This is a genomic window from Mangrovibacterium lignilyticum (genome assembly GCF_010882175.1).
Lineage (GTDB): Bacteria > Bacteroidota > Bacteroidia > Bacteroidales > Prolixibacteraceae > Mangrovibacterium > Mangrovibacterium lignilyticum.
Genome location: NZ_WKLH01000003.1, coordinates 24,596 through 49,422, shown reverse-complemented (window position 1 = coordinate 49,422; position 24,827 = coordinate 24,596). Strand labels below are relative to the sequence as shown.

The 24,827-nt window shown below is 45.0% G+C and carries 19 protein-coding genes; 8 read left to right on the top strand and 11 right to left on the bottom strand.

From position 1 onward, the window contains the following. Window positions 1-47: 47 nt before the first annotated feature. Complete coding sequence (locus GJV22_RS14500) at window positions 48-1,061, top strand: dipeptide epimerase (protein WP_238480341.1); 1,014 nt, start codon at window positions 48-50, stop codon at window positions 1,059-1,061. A gap of 56 nt (window positions 1,062-1,117) precedes the next feature. On the opposite strand, the gene GJV22_RS14495 is transcribed toward GJV22_RS14500, so the two are convergent. Beyond that, on the bottom strand, window positions 1,118-2,092 hold the full coding sequence (locus GJV22_RS14495) for a polyprenyl synthetase family protein (RefSeq protein WP_163715209.1): 975 nt from the start codon (window positions 2,090-2,092) through the stop codon (window positions 1,118-1,120). A 246-nt stretch (window positions 2,093-2,338) separates the two neighbouring features. Here GJV22_RS14495 and GJV22_RS14490 point away from each other — a divergent pair, with 246 nt between their 5' ends. Then, entirely contained in the window at window positions 2,339-2,644 is a 306-nt protein-coding gene (locus GJV22_RS14490) for an ArsR/SmtB family transcription factor (RefSeq protein WP_163715206.1), read from the top strand. 172 nt (window positions 2,645-2,816) lie between these two features. After that, on the top strand, window positions 2,817-5,606 hold the full coding sequence (gene polA, locus GJV22_RS14485; RefSeq protein ID WP_163715203.1) for a DNA polymerase I: 2,790 nt from the start codon (window positions 2,817-2,819) through the stop codon (window positions 5,604-5,606). Window positions 5,607-6,111: 505 nt separating this feature from the next. On the opposite strand, the gene GJV22_RS14480 is transcribed toward polA, so the two are convergent. From GJV22_RS14480 to GJV22_RS14455, 6 genes are all read right to left on the bottom strand, one after another. Continuing rightward, the gene (locus GJV22_RS14480) at window positions 6,112-6,294 is read right to left on the bottom strand and encodes a YgaP family membrane protein (RefSeq protein ID WP_163715200.1); all 183 of its coding nucleotides are present in this window, start codon (window positions 6,292-6,294) and stop codon (window positions 6,112-6,114) included. A gap of 27 nt (window positions 6,295-6,321) precedes the next feature. Next, window positions 6,322-6,633, bottom strand: a complete 312-nt coding sequence (locus GJV22_RS14475; protein WP_163715196.1) for a hypothetical protein — start codon at window positions 6,631-6,633, stop codon at window positions 6,322-6,324. After that, a complete protein-coding gene (locus GJV22_RS14470) occupies window positions 6,630-9,854 on the bottom strand; it encodes an efflux RND transporter permease subunit (RefSeq protein WP_163715193.1) in 3,225 nt (1,074 codons plus the stop codon). Before GJV22_RS14470 ends, GJV22_RS14475 begins: the two co-directional genes overlap by 4 nt. An 11-nt stretch (window positions 9,855-9,865) precedes the next feature. After that, window positions 9,866-10,960 (bottom strand): efflux RND transporter periplasmic adaptor subunit, encoded by a 1,095-nt coding sequence (locus tag GJV22_RS14465; RefSeq protein ID WP_163715190.1) that lies wholly within the window; start codon window positions 10,958-10,960, stop codon window positions 9,866-9,868. A 15-nt stretch (window positions 10,961-10,975) separates the two neighbouring features. After that, a complete protein-coding gene (locus GJV22_RS14460; RefSeq protein WP_163715187.1) occupies window positions 10,976-12,307 on the bottom strand; it encodes a TolC family protein in 1,332 nt (443 codons plus the stop codon). A 211-nt stretch (window positions 12,308-12,518) separates the two neighbouring features. Continuing rightward, window positions 12,519-13,508, bottom strand: coding sequence for a tRNA dihydrouridine synthase (locus GJV22_RS14455; protein ID WP_163715184.1), 990 nt, complete (start codon window positions 13,506-13,508; stop codon window positions 12,519-12,521). Window positions 13,509-13,567: 59 nt separating this feature from the next. On the opposite strand from GJV22_RS14455, the gene GJV22_RS14450 reads away from it, so the two are divergent. From GJV22_RS14450 to rnpA, 3 genes are all read left to right on the top strand, one after another. After that, the gene (locus GJV22_RS14450) at window positions 13,568-14,524 is read left to right on the top strand and encodes a DUF4271 domain-containing protein (RefSeq protein ID WP_163715181.1); all 957 of its coding nucleotides are present in this window, start codon (window positions 13,568-13,570) and stop codon (window positions 14,522-14,524) included. 33 nt (window positions 14,525-14,557) lie between these two features. Continuing rightward, a complete protein-coding gene (locus GJV22_RS14445) occupies window positions 14,558-15,307 on the top strand; it encodes a uroporphyrinogen-III synthase (protein ID WP_163715178.1) in 750 nt (249 codons plus the stop codon). 74 nt (window positions 15,308-15,381) lie between these two features. After that, window positions 15,382-15,765, top strand: coding sequence for a ribonuclease P protein component (rnpA, locus tag GJV22_RS14440; protein WP_163715175.1), 384 nt, complete (start codon window positions 15,382-15,384; stop codon window positions 15,763-15,765). A 58-nt stretch (window positions 15,766-15,823) separates the two neighbouring features. On the opposite strand, the gene GJV22_RS14435 is transcribed toward rnpA, so the two are convergent. The 4 genes from GJV22_RS14435 to GJV22_RS14420 all read right to left on the bottom strand — a co-directional run bounded on the left by GJV22_RS14435 (window position 15,824) and on the right by GJV22_RS14420 (window position 20,945). Next, complete coding sequence (locus GJV22_RS14435) at window positions 15,824-16,915, bottom strand: chorismate mutase (protein ID WP_163715172.1); 1,092 nt, start codon at window positions 16,913-16,915, stop codon at window positions 15,824-15,826. A 1-nt stretch (window position 16,916) separates the two neighbouring features. After that, a complete protein-coding gene (locus GJV22_RS14430) occupies window positions 16,917-17,810 on the bottom strand; it encodes a prephenate dehydrogenase (protein ID WP_163715168.1) in 894 nt (297 codons plus the stop codon). A 251-nt stretch (window positions 17,811-18,061) separates the two neighbouring features. Next, complete coding sequence (locus tag GJV22_RS14425) at window positions 18,062-18,367, bottom strand: hypothetical protein (RefSeq protein WP_163715165.1); 306 nt, start codon at window positions 18,365-18,367, stop codon at window positions 18,062-18,064. A gap of 109 nt (window positions 18,368-18,476) precedes the next feature. After that, window positions 18,477-20,945 carry a T9SS type A sorting domain-containing protein gene (locus tag GJV22_RS14420; protein ID WP_163715162.1) on the bottom strand — a complete coding sequence of 823 codons (2,469 nt, stop codon included), beginning with the start codon at window positions 20,943-20,945 and terminating at the stop codon, window positions 18,477-18,479. An 84-nt stretch (window positions 20,946-21,029) separates the two neighbouring features. Between GJV22_RS14420 and GJV22_RS14415 the strand changes: the two genes are divergently transcribed. Beyond that, window positions 21,030-22,481 (top strand): glycoside hydrolase family 32 protein, encoded by a 1,452-nt coding sequence (locus tag GJV22_RS14415; RefSeq protein ID WP_163715160.1) that lies wholly within the window; start codon window positions 21,030-21,032, stop codon window positions 22,479-22,481. A 151-nt stretch (window positions 22,482-22,632) separates the two neighbouring features. Beyond that, the gene (rnr, locus tag GJV22_RS14410; RefSeq protein ID WP_163715157.1) at window positions 22,633-24,774 is read left to right on the top strand and encodes a ribonuclease R; all 2,142 of its coding nucleotides are present in this window, start codon (window positions 22,633-22,635) and stop codon (window positions 24,772-24,774) included. Window positions 24,775-24,827 lie beyond the last annotated feature (53 nt).

Below are 24,827 nucleotides of genomic sequence, written 5' to 3'. Positions count from 1 at the left end.
GAACAAGTATGATTCAAAATAAACAAAGAAAGCTTGTCAAAAGCGGGATGAAACTACGGCTTAAACCATACGACTTGCAGTTGAGGCATGCCTTTACGCTTGCTGAGAGCTCGCGAACAATAACTCCATCGATGCTAATTGAAATTGAGTTTGACGGAATTGTTGGCTATGGAGAAGCCTCCATGCCGCCTTATTTGGGTGAGAGTTATGAAACGGCAACACGATTCCTCGAATCACTCGATTTAGGGCAGTTCAGCGATCCTTTCCGTTTGGATGAGATACTTGAATATGTTGACGGTGTTGCCACCGGAAATTGCGCTGCAAAGGCTTCGGTGGATATTGCGTTGCATGATTTATTGGGGAAAATTATGCAAAAGCCCTGGTATAAAATCTGGGGATTTAAAGCTGAGGATACACCGGATAGCTCGTTAACAATCGGTATCGATTCGGACGATGTGGTTCGGCAAAAGGTGAAGGAGGCCGAAGGGTTTAACATTCTGAAAGTGAAGCTTGGTCGCGAAAGTGATAAGCAAATGATTGAGACAATTCGGTCTATGACGGATGTGCCTTTGAGTGTCGATATTAACCAGGGGTGGAAAGACCGTGTTCAGGCACTTGAAACAACCTGGTGGTTGGAGGAAATGGGGGTTATTTTTGTAGAACAACCGATGCCAAAGGAACTGGTCGATGATATTGCCTGGTTGACGCAAAAAAGTCCGTTGCCGATTATTGCCGACGAGGGCATTCAGCGCTTGAAAGACTTGAAAAGGGTACAAGGTGTTTATTCCGGTATCAATATTAAACTGATGAAATGTACCGGTATGCGCGAGGCACATAAGATGCTGACGCTTGCACGGGCGCTCGATATGAAAGTCATGATTGGCTGTATGACTGAAACATCATGTGCTGTTACGGCTGCGGCTCAGCTCGCACCCAAAGTAGATTGGGCCGATTTGGACGGTAACCTGTTAATTTCGAATGATCCGTTTACCGGGATGCAAATAACTGACGGAAAAGTCAGTTTGATTGACCAACCCGGGATAGGGATTAAACTGCGATAAGTTCCGATTTTTGGTTTTTGACAAAAGGTATTGCGTATGCTGATGTACGTGATACCTTATTTTTTTCTGGTCGTAACGTAGTTGACCAATTCGACCAGAGATGAACGTGCTTCAGTATCCGGGAATTCCATGATCTTAGTCAGCGCTCTGTCGCGGTAAATATTCATTTGTTCAGTGGCGTAATCCAGACCGCCACGGTCAACAACCAGATTGACCAGCTCTTGTACTTTGGCCGTGTTTTTATGCTTGCGCTTCACTTCGTGCAGAATCCGGCGGCGTTCTTTTTCGTCTGACTCGCCAAGCACATAAAGTAAAGGCATGGTGATTTTCTTTTCTTTGATGTCGTTTCCGGTTGGCTTACCCAGAATTCCTTTGGCTTGGTAATCGAAAATATCGTCTTTAATCTGGAAGGCGATTCCAACATCGATACCAATTTCAAACATGCGCTCCACGATGCATTCGTCTTCGGTTACCGAAGCAGCTCCAATGGCTAAGCTGGTGGCGATCAGCGACGCAGTTTTCTTTTTGATAATCTCGAAATAGGTGTCATAGTCGATGTCCAGCTTCCGGCTCTTGCGCATTTGTAAAATTTCACCTTCGCTCATGTCTTTTACCGAGCGGCTGATGAGTTGCAGAAAACTGTAATTTTTATTGTCAATATTCAGCAATAAACCTTTTGCCAGAATGTAATCGCCAACTAAAACAGCGAGTTTGTTTTTCCACAAAGCATTGATTGAGAAGCTTCCGCGACGTTCGTATGATTCGTCTACAACATCGTCGTGCACCAACGTAGCCGTGTGTAACAGTTCGATTGATGAAGCGGCCATGTGGGTGGTTTCGTTAAATCCACCATTCATCTTGGCTGCCAGAAAAACGAACATCGGGCGCATTTGCTTGCCCTTTTTGCGTAGAATGTATTGTATGATAAGCGAGAGAAGAGGGATATCACTTTGGACGGTGGATTTAAAGTAATCCTCGAATTCATCCAGTTCTTTTGCTATCGGTTTTCTAATGATATCCAGTGATCCCATGCTCCTTTTTTTACCTCTGGTCAAAAATAGTAAATTAAACGGGTTTTTAATTTTTTAGGCTTTTCTTCTTCAACTTCGAATGTGATTTCCTTTATGGTTAATTAAATTGATTATTTTTAAGCCATAAATCCCAACTTGATTCTTAACTGAATTTAAAATCTTTCAAAAATATCATTTTAGCCTAACTGTTTCTTTTAGAAGTAATAATATATTTATATATTTGCATTTGTCTCAGAATTATTAGCCATGATGAAAATTCAAGAATTAGATGCAGACCGTTTAGATATGGCTGCAAACATGTTAAAAGCAATTGCCCATCCGATGCGTATCGCTATTTTGAAGCATTTGGAAGCCGGGAAAAGATTAACCGTAACGGAGATCCACGAATTACTGGGGATCGAGCAATCAACAACATCCCACCATTTGGGGATTTTGAAGGATAAAGGTGTGCTTTGTTCTCGTCGTGAGGGAAAAAATACCTTTTATTATCTGAAGCATGACACCTTGAGCCAGATTGTTGATTGTCTGCAACGTTGTACCTGCGGAGAGTAAATTTATTCCAATAATATAGGATTGTAAAGCCGTCTATTTTGACGGCTTTTTTTATTTATTGAAGGGAAGTTCATAATTTCGGTCATTATTTATGCTGTCGATCATTTACCCGAACATCGAACGGAATTTACTGTTTGTGTATCGGAAATCAGATCGTATTAAATTTTCAATCATGTCAGACACTGCCACTCCGGATAAACGTTTGTTTTTACTTGATGCTTACGCACTAATTTATCGTTCGTACTTTGCGTTCATCCGAAATCCGCGTTATAATTCAAAAGGCTTGAATACATCGGCCATGTTGGGGTTTACAAACACCCTGGAAATGTTGCTAAGTAAAGAGAAACCAACTCATGTAGCTGTGGTGTTCGATGTGCATGCGCCAACTTTCAGGCATAAAATGTATGAGCCCTATAAGGCAAATCGTGAAGAAATGCCGGAAGACTTGCGTAAAGCGATTCCGTGGGTTCGTAAAATTATTGAAGCCTATAATATTCCGATATTGGAGAAAGAAGGATTTGAAGCGGACGATGTAATCGGGACCTTGGCTAAAAAAGCGGAGCAAGAAGGATACACAACCTATATGATGACTCCGGATAAGGACTATGCGCAGCTGGTGTCCGATAATATTCTCATGTACAAACCCGGACGCGGAGGCAACGAGGTTGAAATTTGGGGAACAAATGAAGTTAAAGAGAATTTCGAAATTGAAACGCCTGATCAGGTGATCGATATTTTAGGGTTGATGGGCGATACGGCAGACAATATTCCGGGCTGTCCCGGAATTGGTCCCAAAACAGCGATGAAACTGATCGGCAAGTATGGATCGATCGACAATCTTTACGCCAATATTGATGATTTAAAAGGGAAGCAAAAAGAAAACCTGCAGCAAAACGAAGAGCAGGTGCGTTTGTCGCGGGAATTGGTGGTCATCATTCAGGATGTGCCGGTTGAGTTTGACGAAGCCAGCTTGACCATGGCTGATCCGGATTGGGCTGCTTTGAAGGAAATTTTCACCGAACTGGAGTTTCGTTCGATGGTGCAAAAGATGGAGCCGGCGAAAGCTGCCGTTGCTGATGCTGCTTTTGAGCAAGGCACCTTGTTTGGTGCTCCGGAGACTGCTCCTGAACTTGCACCTGCCACAGATCTGGCAAACATTGAGAACACGCAGCACGAGTATTACCTGGTTGAAAATGCCATGCAACGTGCTAGCCTGAAAGCAGAGTTATCGGTTCAGGAAGAGTTTTGCTTCGACACTGAAACAACGGGTCTCGACACCAGTAAAGCTGAGTTGGTGTGTTTATCGTTCGCATTCCGCAAGGGAGAAGCCTTTTGTGTGACGCTTCCTGAAAAACGGGAAGAAGCGCTGAAAGTTTTGGAAGAGTTTCGTTTGATTTTTGAAGATGAAAATATTCGCAAGATTGGTCAAAACATTAAGTACGATATTTTAATGTTGAAACAGTATGGCATGGAGGTGAAAGGGCCGCTGTACGATACCATGATTGCACATTACCTCATTCAACCCGAGCTGCGGCACAACCTCGACTATTTGTGCGAAACTTATTTGGGTTACCGGAAGGTAGAGACCGAAGAGTTGATAGGCAAGAAAGGTAAAAACCAGAAGACCATGCGACACGTCCCGGTTGAAAAGCTGCGCGATTATGCGTGCGAGGACGCGGACCTCACGCTTCAGCTTAAACTGGCCATTGACGGGGATTTGGATAAAACCGGTGTCCGGTCGGTTTTCGAGGAAATTGAGATGCCACTAATCCCGGTTTTGGCGGATATGGAAGTGGCGGGCGTTACGCTGAACACAAAAGCACTGGACGAATATGCCGAAGTGTTGCGCAAACAGTTGATTGAGCTGGAAGCTGAGATTAAGGAGTTGGCCGGTGAAGATTTCAACCTTTCCTCGCCAAAGCAGTTGGGGCCGATTTTATTTGAGAAGCTGAAGATTGATTCGAAAGCTAAAATGACTAAAACCAAGCAGTATTCAACGTCGGAAGACGTGTTGATTAAGCTGGTTGATAAGCACCCGATTGTGGGGAAAATACTCGATTTTCGCGGGTTGAAGAAATTACTTTCTACCTATGTTGAGGCGCTTCCGCAGTTGGTCGATGCCAAAACAGGTAAGATTCATACGACCTATAACCAAACGATTGCGGCAACAGGACGATTGAGTTCGACAAACCCGAACCTGCAAAACATCCCGATTCGAGATGAAAACGGCCGGGAAATTCGGCGCGCTTTCACGGCATCGGATGACGAGCATTTGTTTTTGTCGGCCGACTACTCACAAATTGAATTGCGCATTATGGCCGCTCTGAGCAAGGATGAGCACATGCTGGAAGCATTCCGCAACAAGCAGGATATTCACGCGGCCACGGCTGCCAAAATTTATAAAGTTCCGCTGGAGGAAGTGACCTCGGATATGCGGCGCAAAGCCAAAACGGCGAACTTCGGTATCATTTACGGTATTTCCGCTTTTGGCTTGTCCGAGCGGCTCAACATTCCGCGGACGGAGGCCAAACAGCTTATTGATGGCTATTTTGAGAACTTTTCGCGCGTGAAGGAATACATGGATGAGTGTATCCAGGTTGCCCGCGATAAAGGCTATGTGGAGACCATCAGGGGCCGTCGCCGCTATCTGAAAGATATCAACTCGGCCAATGCGGTTGTGCGCGGTGTTGCTGAACGAAATGCCATCAACGCGCCAATCCAGGGATCGGCAGCCGATATCATTAAGCTCGCCATGATCAACATTTGGAAAGAGCTGAACAGGAATAAACTAGAGGCTAAAATGTTGCTACAGGTGCATGATGAATTGAACTTCGACGTTCCCAAAAGCGAGCTGGAACAAGTAAAGCAAATCGTCAAAGAGCAGATGGAGCACGCCGTTGAGGTTGGTTTACCACTCGATGTTGAAATGAATGCCGGTCAAAACTGGCTGGAAGCGCATTAGCAGGTGCAGCGGTTTTCAACCGCTGACTTTTGCATGGCAGTTTTGCTATGGCGCGGTTGGAAACGGCATCAGCCGAAAGAGTCGAACTATTTTCCGTTGATTTTTTCGCCCTGCTCAAAAATTTCCGGCCCTGCCGGTTTTTTTCAGGCCCTGTTGCCCGGGCGGGCCGTCCTGTCGGTGGGGCGGGTAACCCTGCTGATAATTCGACCTCCCTGCCGGTTGGGTGGTCTTCCCTGTTGGTTCGTCGGGTGTCCTGCCGGGCAGGGAAGCAAAAAAAGCGACAGGACTGTGTGACCTTCCGGCAGGACCGAAATAAAACCGGCAGGACGGGTCTGATCATAGCAGGACAGTGTTTATTTGGGCAGGGGCCGGAATTTTTCAGCAGGGCTGCCTGCTTGTTGGCAGGGACGGATTTAATGCGATTGGGAGCCGCATCACCCGAAGCCAAAAAAGCAGCACCCATTGCTGTGTACTGCTTTTCAGAATAAAACAAAAACCCGTGATTTTACTTCACCCCTGACTTCTTCAAAATATACTCCAGCGGGCAAAATTTAGTGATGGACGACTGTAATAGGTTTAACCCCACAAAACCTGTAAAAAACAGCCAGTTTATATTCACATAAATAGCCAGCAGGATGCTGATCAGGACAAATATGCCTGCAACAGCGCGAATAATTCTTTCTACCATATCTTTTCTTTTTTATTTAATTATTGCTTAGACAAATTTCTCGACTCCAACGATATAAGCATTGATCGGGCTCATGCCCTGGATACTGTTGTTGAAATCGTCGACACGCTTTAGCAGGTCATCGGCTTTGTCGGTCGCCAAAAAGCTAAAGGAAACCATGTAATTGTACGGATTTTTAGTCGATCCAAACCAGTTTGAATAGTCGGAGGTTCCATCGGCGTTTTTCATGAACCCTTCAACATCCATCTCACTGTAGGCATTAACATGGATTGACTTAAAGATCTGCTCCAGCTCATCGCGATAAGCTTTTACACATTGAATGATTACAAATTTCATCATAGTTCTTCAGTTTTGTCAGTTTTATTTTCGTTAACCGGGTATTTCTTTTTCTCTGTCATGTAGTAAATCAGCGGTACGATGATCAGCGTCAGGAATGTTGAGGCGATACTACCACCCATGAGCGAGATCGCCAGACCTTGGAAAATGGGGTCGAACAGGATGACTACGGCACCAATAACCACGGTTCCGGCTGTGAGCAGGATTGGTGTTGTCCGCACGGCTCCGGCTTCAATCACAGCTTCCTTCAGGGGAATTCCGTCGGCCAGTCTCAGGTTGATGAAGTCGATGAGCAGGATGGCGTTTCGAACCATAATCCCCGCGAGCGCAATCAACCCGATCATGGATGTTGCAGTGAAGAATGCGCCCATGATCCAGTGACCGATGAGGATGCCGACCAGCGACAGGGGGATGGAGATCATCATGACAAACGGCACTTTGAAATTCTGGAACCAACCGATGATCAGCAAGTAGATGACCAGCAGTACCACGGCGAACGCTGTTCCAAGATCGCGGAAAACTTCGTAGGTAATTTGCCACTCGCCGTCCCATTTCAGGCTGTAGTTATCTTGCGTGAACGGCTGTTGGGTGTATTCTTCCGCCAGGGAATATCCCTCCGGCAATTTGATTCGATCCAGGTGTTCCGACATATTCAGGATGGCATAAACCGGGCTTTCCAGTTTTCCGGCAACATCGGCGGTTACGTAAACCACGCGACGTTGGTTTTTACGGTAAATGCTTTTGTCCTGCAGTCCTTTTTCAATTTCAACAACATCGCCCAAGGCAACCATTTGACCGGTTTTACTCATGATGTTGATGTTCTTCAATTCATTTAATCCGGAGCGGTCGGCCTCACCCAGGCGTAGTTTGATGCCAATTTGTTCGTACTCTTTTTCCTGGTACAGCTGGGTTACTTCGTTCCCGCCCAGGGCCATTGCCAGGCTTTGTGTAATTTGTTGGGTTGAAAGTCCCAGCAATGCAGCTTTCTCTTTCAGTACATTGAATTTGTACTCCACCTGGTCGTCTTCCATGTGCCAGTCAATATCAACCACATCAGCAGTTTCTGCAAAAATGCCTTTAACCTGTTTGGCAATATTCATTTGGGTGGCGTAGTCCGGGCCATAAACTTCGGCCACTAAAGTCGACATAACCGGTGGGCCGGGTGGAACTTCCACGACCTTCACATTGGCATGGTATTTCCCGGCAATTTCCTGCAGCCCGGGACGCAGTGCCTTGGCAATATCATGACTTTGCAGTTTGCGATCACCCTTATCGGTGAGGTTCACCTGGATGTCGGCCACGTTTGAACCCTGGCGCAGGTCGTAGTGGCGAACCAACCCGTTAAAATTCATTGGTGAAGCCGTTCCGACGTAGCTCTGATAATTCAGCACATTGTCTTGTGTAGCAATGTAAGCAGCCAGTTCTTTGGTAACCGCAGCAGTGCGCTCCAGTGTTGTTCCTTCGGGCATGTCTACAATGACCTGGAATTCATTTTTATTGTCGAAGGGTAACATTTTTACCGCGACTTGCTTGAAATACACCAGTGTCATTGATGCAAGCAACAGAAAAGTTACACTGCTAATGAAGATCCATCGTTTTGTGGACGATTCCAGCATGGGAGTGATGGTTTTCGAATAAAGCTTGTAGATTATGGAATCTTCCATGCGGAATTCCTTCTCGCCTGCACCTGTGTCGTCATGTTTTAACAAACGATAGGCGAGGTATGGCGTGATTGTCAGCGCTACCAGCAGCGAGAAAATCATGGCAATGGAAGCACCAATTGGCATTGGGCTCATGTATGGGCCCATCAATCCGCTAACGAAAACCATCGGTAGCACGGCTGCAATTACGGTAAAGGTTGCCAGGATCGTTGGGTTACCTACTTCGTCGATAGAGCGCAGCGCTGCCTGGATGAACGGTAATTTCTTCATCTTAAAGTGCCGGTGCATATTCTCGGCAATAATGATCGAGTCGTCGACCACAATCCCGGTTACGAATACCAGTGCAAACAGCGTGATCCGGTTCAGGGTGTAATCCATGAAGTAATAACTGAACATGGTGAGCGCGAAGGTGATCGGAACCGAGAGGAAAACCACCAGACCACCTCTCCAGCCCATGGCCAGCATCACCACAAAGGTTACCGAAATGATCGCGCCTGCCAGGTGCATCAACAGTTCCGACACTTTGTGTGAAGCTGTTTCGCCATAGTTGCGGGTCACCGTAACGTTTACGTCCTCTGGAATGAGGTCTTTTTTCAGGATATCTAATTTTTGCAGGATCTCGTCTGATACGCGCATCGCATCGGCTCCGCGGCGTTTGGCAATTGAGATCGTCACTGCCGGATATTCTCCGGGATATTGTTTTTTGGCTTCGTCCATGTGGGCGTAACCGAATTCTACATATTGTGCGGGCTCTTGGGGGCCGTCCAGAATTTCAGCAACTTGTTTCAGGTACACCGGGTGATCTTTGTATACGCTGACAACCAGATTTTCGACATCTTCCGTTGTTTTCAGGAATTCACCGGCCTGAACCAGGTATTCTGTATCGTTTTTGTTGAAAGCTCCGGCTTGAAACTGGCCGTTAGCCAGTTGAATTTGTTGCGCAATCATCAGCGCGTCAACGTGAGCAGCTGCCATTTTCTCGTTGTCCAACACTACCCTGATTTCGCGGGAGCGGCCACCAATTACTTTGGTTTCGGAAACATCAGTTACCTGTTCAATCTCGTTGTTCAGTTCCTGAGCCATGCGTTTCAGCTGGTAGTCGTCGTAGTTTTCACTCCAAAGGGTCAGTCCCAGCACAGGAACATCATCGATGGAACGGGTTTTGACCAATGGCAGGGAAGTTCCGGCAGGCATTTGATCCATGTGTTTCATGATCTCGTTGTACATTTTTACCAACGAACGTTCCACATCTTCACCCACGTAAAACTGAACAATCAGCATGGCCTGGCCGGGCATTGACGTTGAATAGACATATTCAACTCCCGGAATATTGGCCACCACTTTTTCAAGTGGCTGCATGACACGCGATTCAATTTCCTGGGCGCTGGCGCCGGGATAGCGGAAAAAGATGTCGGCAATCGGTACATCAATCTGAGGTTCTTCTTCCCTCGGTGTGAGGTATGAGCTGTACATCCCGATTGCCAGAAAGGCAATCATCAAAAGGGGAGTCAGCTTTGAATTTATGAATAGTTTGGCGATTCCGCCTGCAAATCCTGTCTTCATGATTTTTTCGCTTATTGGGTTACTACCAGTGCTCCGTCAACCAATTTTCCTTCGCTTGAAAGGATGTATTTTTCGCCATCGGTTAATCCGGAAAGGATCTCGATGGAATCACCGTGTGATTTGCCGGTACGAACCCAGCGCAGCAGTGATGTTCCTGCCTGGCTGACGGTGTAAAGGCCAACCAGCTGTCCGCGGGTAACTAAACTGCTTTGCGGAATGAGAACCATTGGTTGTGTTCCTTGTTCGTAATTAACAGTGGCAAACATGCCGGTGTAAAATTGTTTGGCTTCAGAGGAGGAAGTGTTCAGCAGGATTTTCGCTTCGAACTGGCTTCCGGTATTGGTTGACGATGGGTTTATTTCAGAAATGGTACCTTGTACTTCCAATCCGGGAACAGAAGAAAACTGAACTTTCACCGGGGCATTTAATTGCAGTTGGGCAATTTCGTTTTCCGGAATGCGGGCAAAAACCTTCCATTGGTTCGGGCTTTCGATGCTCAATAAAGGCATTCCCGGGTTGGCCATATCTCCATCCTGAACAAATTTACCGGTGATCACACCGTTATATGGAGCGCGTATGGCAGCGTAGCGCAAAGATTCCTGAACTTCCTGGTCCATTTGGTTGACAGCTTCTACCCGGGCTTTTGCCATTTGGTAGCGGGAGCGAATGTCGTCCATTTCTTTTTCAGACGCACTGTTGCTTTTATAAAGAGCTTCGAAACGTTTCAGATCCTTTTCAGCACTTTCATAAGCCGTTGTTGCTTCAACTTTGTTGGCTTCAACCTGTGCTTGTTTGGCCAGAATATCCTGGTTACGGATTTGAATTAACAGGTCCCCGGCTTTTACTTGCTGGCCGGGTTTTACGTACACTTTCTGCACTTGGCCCATTATGCGTGTGCTTAGGTTCGACTGCTTGTCAGCTTGTAGTTTGCCTGAGAAGCTGTAGATAACCGGGTAGTCGGTTAATTGTGCCGTTGCAATGGTCGCTTTAATCGTATGTTCCGGAGCTTTCTTTTCATTTTCCTTGCTACCGCATGAGCTAAGGGCGAAAGTCACTGCTGTTACAGCCAGCAGCATAAGCTTGGTTTTATTCAAGAGTGTTTTCATTGTTATCATGGCTTTTTATTCGTTAATATCTTTTTCAAGGAGTAATTCTAATTCAAAAACGGATTGTTGGTAATTGTAGATAGACTGGATGTATTCAAGATTTTTCTGAGATGAAAGCGCTTCGGCCATCAACAGCTCGGTTGTTTTTTCCAATCCCTGTTTGAAACGATCGCTGCGAATGCGATACGACTCTGCCGCTTGTTCCTTGGCTAGTTTCCCCGATTGAACCTGTTGGTATTTGAGTTCCATGGTTCGCTTAGCACGGTTTAACTGAATTTGGCTTTGAGACAGGTAATCTTCATAATTGTAACGGGCTTCCTGAAGCTGTGCTTTGGCGTGTTGAGCGCTACCAATGTTTTTGTAGCCTCCGAAAAGGGTCCAGCTTAGCGTGGCGCCTACCATATAATTGTTGGCTGCAGTTCCAAGAAGTTTACTGTCATTCCATTCGTAACTTCCGAAAGCATTGACCCGAGGGACGAATTTCATTTTTTCAGATTTCAGCATGTTCTCCGCACCCTGAATCTGCTTTTCAATAGCCAGAACGTCGGTGCGGGTTTCTAAAGATGTTTCAGAAGCTTGCCAGGCAGCTAATGCAGGCGACAGTATCATGGAGTCAGTTGTTTCAATTGTTGTATTTAAGTCCATGCCTAACAGGTGGGACAGGTATTCGTTGGCTGATTGCAGGTTGTTTTGAGCCTCGCTCAGTTGATTTTTCCGCTCATCTAACCGGACCATTGCCTCCAGTACGTCGGCATGTTTAACGAAGCCTTGGCTTTCGCTATCCTGAGTTAACTTTAGGGCGCTTTCGGCCACTTTAACTGATGTTTGTAATACATCAACTGCGTTTTGTGCCAGCTCCAGCATATAATAAGCCTTTTTCACTTGGTAACGAATATTTGTTTTAATTCGTTCTGTTTGAAGGCTCATCGCTTCGTACTGGTTTTTTGCAGCCTTACGGGCGTAAATACCATCGAGATTCAACAAAGGCTGCTGAACTTCCAGTCTTGTGTTGAAGTTTTCGATTCGATCCGGGTCATTCAGTTTAGCGGGATCAAAATCGGCTTGAGTGACAATTTCTTGTTTCAGCTTGTAACCGAAAGAGGCCAGCGGATCATTTGTTGTAACACCCGAGGCGTTTACAGATAATCCTGGAAGGAAAACAGAATTGGTCATCCGGTAGTTACCCCGGGCTGCCAGTTCTCGTGCTTCAGCACTCTTGGCGGAAAGGTTATTTTCTTCTGCAAGTTGAAGAGCGTCCTGTAAGCTCAGCGACTGCTTTACTTGACTACTGGCCAATAGGGGAAAGGCCAGCGCAATTAGAAGTAAAAGGTGATCGATTTTTTGCATATCTGATTTTCTGTTTTAATTTCTTGGGACAAATATATCTAAATATGCAGAAATATGGATACATGTATGTCATCGGTATTATCTAACTGATAATAGATTTTCCCTATATCTGATATAATAGACTGTAAATGATGTAGGTGTGTTTTGATACAGTTTTGCTAATTGAGCAAAAGTTAAGAATAGTTTAGGAGGAAGTCAAGATGGATGAGTGTTAAAACTCATAATTTTGAAAGATTGCCGGGTAATTCTGCTTGAATTTGTCCAAAGAAGAAGATTTCTTAACGGATTTGAATGCTTTATGAGGGTTGGTAAAAGAATTGGCGAAATAAGACCAGAAGCCTTTCATTTTCATCAACAGCTGCCCTTTATCAGAAAAATGTTGCTGGTAGGTTTCAAATATGAGTTCATGAAATTCCAGCCTCAGCCGTTTTTTTTCTTCCGGGCTGATCTCTTTTCCATTCAATTCACCAATTAAAAATGGGTTGGATAAAACTCCGCGACCGATCATCCATTGGTTCTGATCGGGGACCATCTTCCGGATTTCGTCCAAATCATCGATACTATTGATATCACCATTATAGATAATGGGGCGGTTCATTACCTGAACAAATGGGGCAAACAATGATCGGTTGGCTTCTGCTTTATAAAGTTGATCCGCCGTTCGTGGATGGAAGATCAGCTGAGTGAATGGGTAAACTTTTAATATTTCAATTAGTTGAAAGATGCTTTGTTCATCGGTCATTCCTGCCCGAAACTTGAGGGAAACTTCAAACTCGAAGTCGGAAAAAAGGGCGTCCAAAATTCGCTTTAGCTCATCTGGCTTTTCAAGCAATGCGGCTCCTCGCCCCCGGTTGGTAGCCATCGGGTAGGGACATCCCAGGTTTAGATTCAACTTTTGGTAACCATGGTCCTTAACCAGGCTGGCCAGCTGTTTCATCTCAACCTCATCGGAGCAAAGAATTTGCGGGATTACGGGGACTCCTGAATTATTTTCCGGAAGCAGATCGCGCATTTGGCTGTTTCTGATTTTGTGGCCGGAAGCGAAACTGATGTACGGAATATAATAGGTATCGATATCGCCAAATAGTTGGTGATAGCACTTCCGGTAAACGTAATCGGTGAAACCCTGTAACGGAGCTAAATAAAATAGGTCGTTTGAAGCCATAGCGTTTAAAAATAAATAGAGGACAAAGTTAATCATTGATCTGTTTTACGTCACTAATTCATTATTTTTGCAGAGAATTATACACAGAGCAAGGAATGACAGAAGTTTTACTGCCGGAAGTTAGTCTGAAAAATACCATTTCAACTCCTTTGGTGCAAGCAGATTCTACCCTGAATAGTCAGGATGAATCGTCTTTGCTGTCAGTGAAACCGGTGGTGTCTGATTCAACGAAGAAGGCAGATACAGCAGCCATCAAAGTGAAACAAGCTGTTTTATTGCCGTCCAAAACTTATCGTATACGTCCTTCTGAGATGAAGCCGATTGAAATGCTTCACCCGGTTGATTCAATTCAGGTACAATTAACAACGACCACAGTTCCTCCAGGTTTGGTTTTGCCGGAACGAAAAATGATAGACCGGAAGGCTGATTGGATGGTGGGCGTGTTGATCGTGGTTTTTGCACTTTTTGCGACCGTTCGTTTGTTTTTTGGGAAGTACCTGGTGCAGTTGTTTCACGCCGCTGTGAATTATGCAACGGCATCGCGTTTGTTTCGGGAGCGGTCGATTAGTGTGACGCATGCCGCCTTTCGCTTGGACCTGATCTTTTTTCTGACCGCCAGTTTGTTTTTGTATCAGATTTTTGGCTCAAAAATAGATTTTGTTGTTGAGCATAATTTGCTGAAATACTTGCTGTTGTTTTCCGGAACCGTGCTTTATATGACGGGCAAACAATTTTTATATTCTGTTCAGGGGAGGGTCAGTGAAGCCAACTCGGAGACCCAGGAGATTCTTTATAACATGAATCTTTATAACCGTATTTTAGGACTAGGTCTGATTCCTATTACGCTTATTCTGGCATTTTCGAGGCTTCAAAACCCGCAAATTGTTATCGGTTTGGGTGTTGGAATAGCTCTGGTATGTTATATTTTATTGGTATTTCGGGGTATGAAAATTTTAGTGAGGAAAGATTTTCCTTTATTTTATTTGATTTTGTACCTTTGTACCCTTGAAATTTTACCATTATTCTTTATCTACAAATTGGTGTTGGTATAAGTTGGTATATAAATTTTTTAAAAGTAAGATATCTTGAAAATCAAGAAAATTTTAGTTTCGCAACCAAAGCCTGAAACTGCAAAATCTCCTTATTTCGATTTAGCGGAAAAGATGAGTTTACAGGTTGACTTTAGACCTTTTATTCAGGTAGAAGGTGTTTCGTCTAAAGAATTCAGGCAGACAAGGATCCAGATTTTGGATCACACGGCAGTTATTTTTACCAGCCGTACTGCAATTGATCACTTCTTCAGAATTTGCCAGGATTTACGGGTTACCGTTCCTGATACCATGAAATATTTTTGTATTTCGGAAGCGACAGCTTTCTATTTGCAGAAATACATTGTTTACCGTAAAAGAAAAATCTTTTATGGAAGCGGTATTTTCTCAGATTTGGTGGAACTGATGAAGAAGCACAAGGATGATAATTACCTTGTTCCTCTCTCTCACATTCACAAACAAGAAATCCCACAGTTACTTGATAAAGGTGGTTACAAGTATACAAAAGCCATTCTTTACCGTACCGTGAGCAGCGATTTATCTGATTTGAAAGATGTGAACTACGACATTCTGGTATTTTTTAGTCCTTCAGGTATTAAATCATTAAAACAGAATTTCCCGGATTTCGAACAAAACAACACAAAAATTGCCTGTTTCGGCCCAACCACAGCAAATGCAGTGCGCGATGCAGGTTTACGTTTGGATATTGAAGCTCCAACTTCAAAAGCTCCGTCAATGACGATGGCTTTGGAGCAATTTATCAAGGAACACAACAAAGTGAAGTAGTCATTCATTATTGATACAGTAGGAATGAAAGGGGAATTTGATTCCCCTTTTTTATTGTACTTTAGTTCTTCTAAATGAGCGAATTCAGCCTATCAAAAAACGACCGGCTTCGTAGTCGGAAATCTATCGGTGAACTTTTTGCTGAAGGAGAATCGTTTTTTATTTTTCCGCTTAAAGTGGTTTATCGGAAACTTAAGTTTGACGATGAAACCCCGGTGAAAGCTGCTTTTTCGGTTTCAAAGCGAAACTTTAAGAGGGCTGTAAAACGCAATTACCTGAAACGGTTGATGCGTGAAACTTACCGGTTGAATAAGGGAGAGTTGGCAAGTCTTTTGAATGAAAAAGGGGAGCAGTTGGGGGTGATGTTTATCTTCGCTGCCAAAGAAGAGAAAGACTTTCAGGTTGTTGAGAAAGGCATGCTAAAATCGCTTGAAAAGCTAAAGTCGCTCCTTTCCTGATCACAAAAAAAGGACCACCATTCGGCAGTCCTTCCTTGTTGTTTATTTCTTATTTTGCTTATTCAGCATCCATAATTTCAGTCTGCATCCGAACCGAATCTTCGTGAATTAGTTGGAAAAGAATTTGTACAAACGTGCGGTTTAAATTCATGTTTTCACCGGCAGCGATTCGTTTGTTCATCAACTCAGTCCAACGGCTCATTTGCAAGGCGGTTACGTTGTTGTCTCTCTTATACTGGCCAATCTGGCGAACAACTTCCATGCGCGATGATAAGATTTCCAGCAGTTCCGTATCCAGCGAGTCGATCCGGTTCCGCAACATCTCCAGTTGATCTTCAAACTGTTTGTTGTCCACTTTCTCGTTACGGATTACCAACTTATCCAGTAATTTGAACAGATCGGTTGGTGTGAGTTGTTGTGCTGCGTCACTCAGCGCACACGACGGATCGCGGTGCGATTCAATCATCAACCCGTCCATGCCCATGTCGAAGGCTTTTTGTGAAACCTCCTGCAGGTATTCACGTTTTCCGGCAATGTGGCTCGGGTCGCAAATAACAGGTAGGTTCGGCATCAGGCGGCGCAGCTCGATGAAGGATTGCCAGTTGGGGTAGTTGCGGTATTTTGTTTCGCGGAAAGGTGTGAACCCGCGGTGGATACCAACCAATTTGGTGATACCTGATTTCGACAATCGCTCAATCGCACCCATCCATAATTGTGTATCGGGGTTTACCGGATTCTTTACCATCACAACGGCATCAGTACCTTTCAACACGTCAGCAATTTCCTGTACAACAAACGGACTGGCTGTAGAACGGGCACCAATCCAAAGCACGTCCAATCCCGCTTTCAATGCTTCTTCGGTGTGTTGCGCGTTGGCCACTTCGGTACCAACCAGCAAGCCGGTTTCCTGTTTTACCTGTTTTAACCATTCCAAACCGATGGAGCCAATTCCTTCAAAGCTTCCCGGGCGAGTACGAGGTTTCCATACACCACCACGGTAAACAAATACACGTGGATCTTTGGCCAGCTGACGAGCTGTGTCCATGGCTTGTTCTTCAGTTTCGAGGCTGCAAGGGCCTGCAATCAATAGAGGGTTGTTCAGCTTAGGTAACCACTCTTTAATTGGTTTAATGTCAATTTCTACTCCCATCTTACTTGGTATAAAGTTTAATAATTTTTTCTTCGTTCTTAATTAGTGATGGATTGGCTCCACCCAGTACCTCCCGGATTTTGGTGGCGTTTTCCATCAGTTGGTACATCTGTTTCTCGTCCTTTTGAATGCTCTCCTTAAATTCTTTCAGATGCTTTATATACGTATCGAGCGACTCAATGATATACTTTTTATTATCCTGAAAAATTGGTCCCCACATGGACGGAGTACTCTTTGCCAGGCGGACAGTTGAGTTGAAACCTCCACTTGCCAGATCGAAAATGATGTGGCGGTTTTCTTTGGCCATGGCCGCATTGGCCAACGCGTAAGCGACAACGTGGGGAAGGTGTGAAATGTAAGCGGTACTGTGGTCTTGTTCGTCGGCCGACATGTAGGCAATGTTCATACCCAGGGTTTGAAACATTTTTTCGACCAGTGCCAGGTGCTGAGGACCGCTTTTTTCCTGGTCGCAGATAATAGCGATTTTACCTTCGAACAGACCTTCGAGCGCAGCTGAAGGACCTGAGTTTTCAGTTCCCGACATTGGGTGTGCTGCGATGTAGTTCCGGCGTTTCGGATGATTTTCAACCACATCGACAATGCGCTGTTTGGTCGATCCTAAATCGGTGACTGTTGTTCCGGGCTGAATTTGGTCCAGCACTTGAGGTAGAATCTCGCGAATTCTGTTAACCGGAATGGCGATAATAACCAGATCGGCTTTTGAGGTTGCTTCAGTCAAGGGAAGAATCTCATCGACCAGCTGTATTTGCAAGGCCTCTTTGGCATGTGCTTCGTTGGCATCAACGCCAATAAGGTGCGTCGCGAAATGCGTCTTCCGCAAGTCGCGGGCAACCGATCCTCCGATTAATCCAAGTCCTACAATGCTTACATTCATGATAGTTTATTTCAAAAAAAAAGTCCCGAGTTAACTCGGGACCTTCTAGTATTTTTATTCTCTGCTTTATGACAATACAATTACTGTTCGACCCCGTTGTTTGAAGTGAAATAATAAAACCAGTAATAAAATGTATTAGCTAAAAGCATCTGTTTGTGTCTAATTTGCTGACAAAGATAGAGATTTATTTTAAAATCAAAATTTATGAGCGTTTTTGTTTCTAATTTTTAAACAAAGGAGCGTTTTTTCAACTATTTCCTCAAATCTACGGAGTCCGGAAAAGGCCCGGGGGTACCGGCGATACTACCTTTTGGGTCGAGCTTTGCAGCTTTTGGCTCCTTCGTGGTTTCTGGTTGGTATTTCGTCGGGCTTCGCCCTGTCCCTGTCTTCTCCGGTAAATCTCCTGTCGTCTTTGGCAGGCTTACCAGCGGCTTTTTTGCTGCGGCCGTCGTTGCTGGTAAGAAGTTCGTCGCATTTAGCCATGTTGCCGGCAACTTTTCCTGTATTCTCATCCTGTCTTTCGAGCCGGCTGTCGTCTTTTTCAATGTCTTTAGCATCTTTTTCAATGTTTCGGTCGTCTCTAGCAGTGTTTCAGTCGTGTTTTTCGACCATTCCGTCAAATCTCTACAGGCCGAAAAAGAAACGAGATAAAATGATTGTCAGGGACTAATCGTGGATGATTTTTCGGGAAATTAGCTGGCCGCTTTCAAATTGAAGGTTCACCAGGTAAATGCCGGACCGGAAGGAGGAGAGGTCGATTTCGGCGTTGAAACTTCTTGTGCTGCCGTCTATTTGGCGCTGAATGAGCTTTTGCCCCGTATTGCTGAAGAGGCTCAACAGGATGGTGCCGGGCACTTGTTGCAGGTTTCCCTGGATCGTGAGTTGGTTTTTCACGGGGTTGGGGAAGAAAATGACTTCGCCGGGGGAGATTTTGATCGTCGCCACAGCGGTTCCGGGATCCTGGATCAGCAGGTCGTCGATGGCCCATCCCCAGCCGTTTGCGAAGGGGTCGGAGAACAGGCGGAAGCGAATATAAACTGTTTGTCCGGCGCTGAAATTGCCATTCTGTGTTAACGAAATCGTTCTGGAAATGTACAACGCTTTGTCGCCGGTTGCGGTCGAGTTGTCGCCCTCAATGGCAGAATTATATCGCGTTAGCCACGAGGTGTTCGCGCTGGAATCATAACCATCAAGGAGCGGCAGCCAGTTGGTTGCGCCGTCGAGCGAGGCTTCTGCAATTACGTAGTCATAGAAACCTTCATCACCGTAAACAGAACCTGTTTCACCCGGTTCAACCAAAACGACTTCGTTGAACGACATTTCACCGTTTTCTTCCAGTACAATCGGGTGTTTCAGGATGGTCGTAAAATCGTAGGAAGCATCATTCTGCCCGGGGCTGGAGTAGGGATGGGAACTGTTGAGGTTGCCATTATCAAATCCTTCGGGGGTGGCGGTATAAAAGTCGGTGCTTATAAAATCGCGGTCCGACGTGTTGAAATTATTGGCGTATGTTGAAACCGGATCGTAAAACCCTTCAACCGACACAACGAAATAGCCTTTGGCCGGCAGCGTGTCGGTCAGGGACTGCGATGATGAATCGGTTGCAATCAGTCGGTAACGGATCGAATCGCCGTCGGTCAGCCCTTCAAAGCTGATTGCCGTTGAATATTCTCCGTTCGATTCGGTCAGTGGAGACGATTGGAAGGGCTGGTTGTTTGCAGCATACTCGATTTGAACTCCGGCTAGCCCGATATTATCTGTAGCTAGTGCATGGATGGTCAGAAGCGGGTCATTTTCCATTAAAATCTTAACCGGTTCGTGTGATAAGCCTGGCGGGGTTTGGTCAACGCCAATCAGCACATTGAAATACGCAAGAGGAGCCAATGCGGGGAGACGGTAAGTTCTTCCGTCCTCGTCATTTGCGGCGATGTAGTACTTAATTTCTGCTTCCCCGGAAACAGGAATTTGTGCCGAAAAGAAATCGGTTGATTCTTCCCAATTCATGGAGACCGTGTCAGCAACTGAAAAATCGGCGTCTGTGTAGATTAGTTTCACACTGGTGCTGTCGAGGCCCTTATCGCTCACTACCCGTGCGTCGACTTGCAGCGGACTGGCAGTATCTTCGGTGTCGGCCAGTTCGTTATGCTGAATACTGGTATAAACCCAGCCCATCTCGCTAAACATAGCCAAGGTTGCTTTCCCCGGATCGTGGATCGCTTCTCCACGGCCGATGTTCGGCGTCATCAACGAGTTTTCATTGCCGGGAAAATAGGTGTTTTCGTTTAAATGATAGAGGCTCGAACCTTCGTCGTAGGTCACCGGAGCGTAGAGTTTGGGATAGGTATCGTTAAGCTGTGATTTTGCCCATTCGCTGTGAAACTCGATGTATCCGGATTCAAATTCATCCAAAAGTTCGGCTGAATAATTGGGGAATAACGTTTGGTCAACCAATTTTGCCCCTTGCAGGTTGACCATGTAATCATCAAAAATTCCCGGGTGATCGCTTATCCAGCCATAGGCTCCCAAACCTGCTGTGGTTTCGTAGCAGAGGCCCGTAAATCCCAGTCCGTGGGTGATTTCGTGAAGGACAACCGATACGAAATCATATTTGTCAGTCGGCGTATTTCCGTCAGTTCCAAAATACCAGTTGTCATTAATGCTGTTAAATTGGGCGGTGATGTCAAATTCGGTGGAGAGATTGAGTTCTTTGCCGGCTAATTTTTCGGCCAAAGGAATGGGGTAATAGTAGTCCTGAAAAGGAGCGCCATCAAAATTCTCCAGGTAGTCAGTGGGAGAACAACTTCCCAAAACACTTGTTTCCAATGGTGTCCAGCGGGCCAGCATGTTAATGGTAACAGGTGACGCAATCAGACCTTCCCAAATGCTGACTGCATAAGCAAAAGCGTCTTTCGCTTCGGTTGAAAAACCGACATAGGTGACGTTAATTGTCGCGTTCGTTAATTGAGCCGATTTAAGCTTACTCTTGGCTGGAGCAGGAACAAAGACCTTGTGCACTTCATCGGAAGCATAGCATACCGGCGTATGGATATGAATCTTTGGCGATCGACTTTTCTTCTGCCCGTTTACCGAGACAGAAAGAATGAGCCCGAATATGCACGAGAGTAATAACTTCATCTGTTTCTGTTGAATTGCGTTGACCAATTTATAATTTATATAGCGATTTTTACTTATTTTGCTTAGCAAACAGAAAAATCAACCATGATAAAATCCCTTTGTTCTATTTTCCTCTTAAGTTTAGTAACTGTTTTTTCATTTGGTCAGGAGGCTGCGCCGGATTTCACACAAGTGTATCGGCCTCAGTTTCACTTTACAGCTCCGGAAAATTTCGTTGGAAGCCCGTCAGCAACTGTTTATGCTGATAGTTTATATCACCTGTTTTACGAGTACAGTCCGGTTGGAAATACGCCGGTTTATTTGAATCTGGGACATGCTGTCAGCAGCGATCTGTTGCACTGGGAAGTCAAGCCTTTAGCCTTGGAACCCGATGAGAATACGCGCGACCTGTACCGTTGTACGATTCGATGCGGTAGCGCTTTGGTTGATCAGCAGAATGTACTGGGCGAGAAGGATGGAGACACAGAAACCTTGGTGTTGTTCTACTCCAGTTTCGAATGTGGTGTTCGAATGGCCTATAGCACAGATGGTGGAACAAAATGGACAAAATATGCGAAAAACCCATTAATTCCATACAATAAAATAGAGAATGCCCGCAGTCCAAAAGTATTTTGGTATGAGCCGACAGAAAGCTATGTGATGGTTTTGGCGCGTAATCCGGAGGACTCGGATATCGGAGAAGGATTCTCCTTTTACACTTCGGATAATTTGATCGATTGGGATTACCAGAGTCACATTGTAGGCCCAAAAGGACGGCCCGATTTGTTTGAGTTGCCGGTAAACAACCGGCCTGACGAAATGCAATGGGTATTGACTGATTCCGTCGGTGCGTATGTTATTGGCGATTTCGACGGGAAAAGTTTTACCGCTTTAACCAGTTTGATGAAAACTGAATATGGAACATATGCCGAACCGGCTACCTGGCAGGTTCCCGGAGAGGACGGAGAAACGCGGATTATCCAGATCGCTTCAATCTCGAATAAAGAAATAGAAGGGATGCCTTTTGCCGGAAAACTGTCTTTCCCGGCAGAGTTGGGAATTCGCAAATACACCGAGGGTATGCGTCTGGTAAAGGAACCGGTAAAAGAGATTCACCGCTTGCAGGATAAACCAATCTCCTTGAGCAAAAAGAATATTATTCCCGGATTGGATAAAAACCCAATTAAGCGCATTAAAGGGGATTGTTTTCATTTGGTTGGTACTTTCGAGTTAAAAACGGTCAGCAGCTTCGGTTTTGTCATTCGGTCGGGCAAAGGGAGTGATGGCACAGAAATTCGTTACGATGCTACTCGCAACTTGTTGTCTTGCTTGGGGAAATCTGCTCCCCTGGACCCGGAAGACGGTAAAATAAAATTGGATGTTCTGGTTGACCGTTCTTCGATAGAGGTCTTCGGGAATGACGGTAAAGCCGTTATATCAGGAGAGTTTTTACCCGGTCCGGATGCCAGCGATTACATTTTGTACAACACCGGAGGGGAATTGTATGTCGATAAGCTGGATATATTCCCGATTCAAGCTGTTTATCCTAAGAAATAATTGACTGTTTGTTTAATCACTTGATAAAGATCAGGGAACAAGCTGTTACATATTGAAGAATTTTTGAGTGGATCGCAAATATTTGCGATCCGCTTTTTTTATATCCTTATAAATAGTTTTAACTTCATTCGCAAATATTTAAGTTCTCACCATGAAGAAAAAGAAAACGAAGAATCGGTCAAAATCTTCAACTTTCAATAAAAAAAATCTTAAAAACGCGATATTAACGGTATTCTACGATAATCCTCAAAAATCATTTAATTACAAGCAGCTTGCGGCAGAGTTAGGGGTGAGAGACCCTGAGGTTAGACGCTTGGTTAGTGTTGTTTTGGATGAGCTTTCGGAAGATAATACCATTGAACAGGTTTTTCGCGGAAAATATAAAGTGAAGTCGGGAGGTGGACAGATTTGCGGAAAAGTTGAGTTGCAACCTCAAGGATTCGGCCTCATTATCTCGGAAGAGATTGATCAACCGGTGATGGTTTCACAACGTAACCTAAATCATGCCATGGAGGGCGATAAAGTACGTGTTACCATGTACGCCCGAAGGAAGAAACATCAATTGGAGGGCGAAGTAATTGAGATTATAGAACGGGCAAAAACGACTTTCGTTGGGACTATTGAGCGTTCCCGAAATTTCGCTTTTCTCATACCTGTTGGAAAAGTTGGTTTCGACCTGTTTATTCCGAATGATAAACTGAAAGGTGCTGTTGGCGGGCAAAAAGCCGTCGCTCGAATAACGGAGTGGCCGACAAGAGCTAAAAATCCGTTTGGTGAAGTTATTGAGGTGCTCGGAAATGCCGGTGAAAATGAAACAGAAATGCATGCCATTCTCGCCGAATTTGACTTACCAATTCGTTTCCCTGAGAATGTGTTGAAAGCTGCAGAAAAAATTTCCCTGGAGATCCCGGAAGAGGAGATAGAAAAACGGCGCGATATGCGCGATGTGACAACTTTTACCATTGACCCGGAAGATGCGAAAGATTTTGATGATGCGCTTTCGGTGCGGAAACTCAAAGACGATCTTTGGGAAGTTGGGGTACACATTGCTGATGTGAGCCATTATGTACGTCCGAATACCATTTTGGACGATGAAGCCTATTCCCGCGCGACCTCCGTTTACCTGGTCGACCGGGTAGTGCCGATGTTGCCTGAAAAGCTTTCGAACGGAGTGTGTTCGTTGCGCCCCAATGAGGACAAACTGTGTTTCTCTGCCGTGTTTAAAGTGAATGGGGAAGGAGAAGTGCTGAAAGAATGGTTTGGGCGCACGGTTATTCATTCGAACAGACGGTTTACTTATGAAGAAGCTCAGGCAATTATTGAAACCGGCGAGGGTGATTTAAAAGAAGAGGTTTTGACCTTGCAGGATCTGGCGGTTAAGTTGCGTCAAAAGCGCTTTAAAGAAGGATCGTTGGCCTTTGACCGGATCGAAGTTAAGTTTGAAATTGATGAGAAAGGGAAGCCGCTCTCGGTGTTTTTCAAAGAATCGAAAGAAAGTAATAAGTTGATTGAAGAGTTTATGTTGCTGGCCAATAAAAAAGTGGCCGAACATATCGGTAAAGTGAAAGCCGCTAAGACCTTTGTATACCGGATTCACGATAAACCTGATCCCGAAAAGCTGGATAACTTTAACCACTTTATTAAGAAATTTGGCTACGGCATTCAGACGACCTCGTCCAAAACGATATCCAACTCAATGAATGCTCTGATGGCCCAGGTAAAGGGTAAAAGTGAGCAGAATGTTGTCGAGACGCTCGCTATTCGCTCGATGGCAAAAGCCGCTTACTCCACCCGGAATATTGGGCATTACGGGCTGGGGTTTGAGTACTACAGCCATTTTACCTCACCAATCCGCCGCTATCCCGATGTGATGGTGCATCGCCTTCTGGAGCGCTATCTTGACGGTGGCCGGTCAGCTAACGCGACCAAGTTTGAAGACTATTGTAAGCATTCGTCGGAGATGGAAAACCGGGCAGCCAGTGCCGAGCGGAGTTCGATCAAGTACAAGCAAGTGGAGTTTATGAAAGATAAAATCGGACAAACCTTTCCTGGCGTAATTTCCGGGATTACCGACTGGGGCTTGTATGTTGAGCTCGAAAATAAATGTGAAGGAATGGTTCCGATGCGTGAGCTGGATGACGATTTTTACACCTTCGATGAAAAGAATTACTGTTTGGTTGGTAACCACAGTAAGAAGACTTATCAGCTGGGCGAATCTGTTTGGGTCGAAATTATGCGGGCAAATTTGGAGAAAAAACAACTTGATTTTAAGTTGGTTAAAAACCCGAAGTAGGGTCGTGTTGATTTTTGGTAGAAAATATTCGAAAATTTCAACTATCTTTACGC

Excerpts from the sequence above, each read along its gene's own strand:
- GJV22_RS14495 (WP_163715209.1), bottom strand. The coding sequence starts at position 2,092 with ATGGGATCACTGGATATCATTAGAAAACCGATAGCAAAAGAACTGGAT.
- GJV22_RS14455 (WP_163715184.1), bottom strand. The coding sequence starts at position 13,508 with ATGATTAACTTTGTCCTCTATTTATTTTTAAACGCTATGGCTTCAAAC.
- GJV22_RS14420 (WP_163715162.1), bottom strand. The coding sequence starts at position 20,945 with ATGAAGTTATTACTCTCGTGCATATTCGGGCTCATTCTTTCTGTCTCG.
- GJV22_RS14500 (WP_238480341.1), top strand. The coding sequence starts at position 48 with ATGAAACTACGGCTTAAACCATACGACTTGCAGTTGAGGCATGCCTTT.
- polA (WP_163715203.1), top strand. The coding sequence starts at position 2,817 with ATGTCAGACACTGCCACTCCGGATAAACGTTTGTTTTTACTTGATGCT.
- GJV22_RS14465 (WP_163715190.1), bottom strand. The coding sequence starts at position 10,960 with ATGAAAACACTCTTGAATAAAACCAAGCTTATGCTGCTGGCTGTAACA.
- GJV22_RS14460 (WP_163715187.1), bottom strand. The coding sequence starts at position 12,307 with ATGCAAAAAATCGATCACCTTTTACTTCTAATTGCGCTGGCCTTTCCC.
- GJV22_RS14490 (WP_163715206.1), top strand. The coding sequence starts at position 2,339 with ATGATGAAAATTCAAGAATTAGATGCAGACCGTTTAGATATGGCTGCA.
- GJV22_RS14435 (WP_163715172.1), bottom strand. The coding sequence starts at position 16,915 with ATGGGAGTAGAAATTGACATTAAACCAATTAAAGAGTGGTTACCTAAG.
- GJV22_RS14415 (WP_163715160.1), top strand. The coding sequence starts at position 21,030 with ATGATAAAATCCCTTTGTTCTATTTTCCTCTTAAGTTTAGTAACTGTT.
- GJV22_RS14470 (WP_163715193.1), bottom strand. The coding sequence starts at position 9,854 with ATGAAGACAGGATTTGCAGGCGGAATCGCCAAACTATTCATAAATTCA.
- rnpA (WP_163715175.1), top strand. The coding sequence starts at position 15,382 with ATGAGCGAATTCAGCCTATCAAAAAACGACCGGCTTCGTAGTCGGAAA.
- GJV22_RS14480 (WP_163715200.1), bottom strand. The coding sequence starts at position 6,294 with ATGGTAGAAAGAATTATTCGCGCTGTTGCAGGCATATTTGTCCTGATC.
- rnr (WP_163715157.1), top strand. The coding sequence starts at position 22,633 with ATGAAGAAAAAGAAAACGAAGAATCGGTCAAAATCTTCAACTTTCAAT.
- GJV22_RS14425 (WP_163715165.1), bottom strand. The coding sequence starts at position 18,367 with ATGCTAAAGACATTGAAAAAGACGACAGCCGGCTCGAAAGACAGGATG.
- GJV22_RS14475 (WP_163715196.1), bottom strand. The coding sequence starts at position 6,633 with ATGATGAAATTTGTAATCATTCAATGTGTAAAAGCTTATCGCGATGAG.
- GJV22_RS14430 (WP_163715168.1), bottom strand. The coding sequence starts at position 17,810 with ATGAATGTAAGCATTGTAGGACTTGGATTAATCGGAGGATCGGTTGCC.
- GJV22_RS14450 (WP_163715181.1), top strand. The coding sequence starts at position 13,568 with ATGACAGAAGTTTTACTGCCGGAAGTTAGTCTGAAAAATACCATTTCA.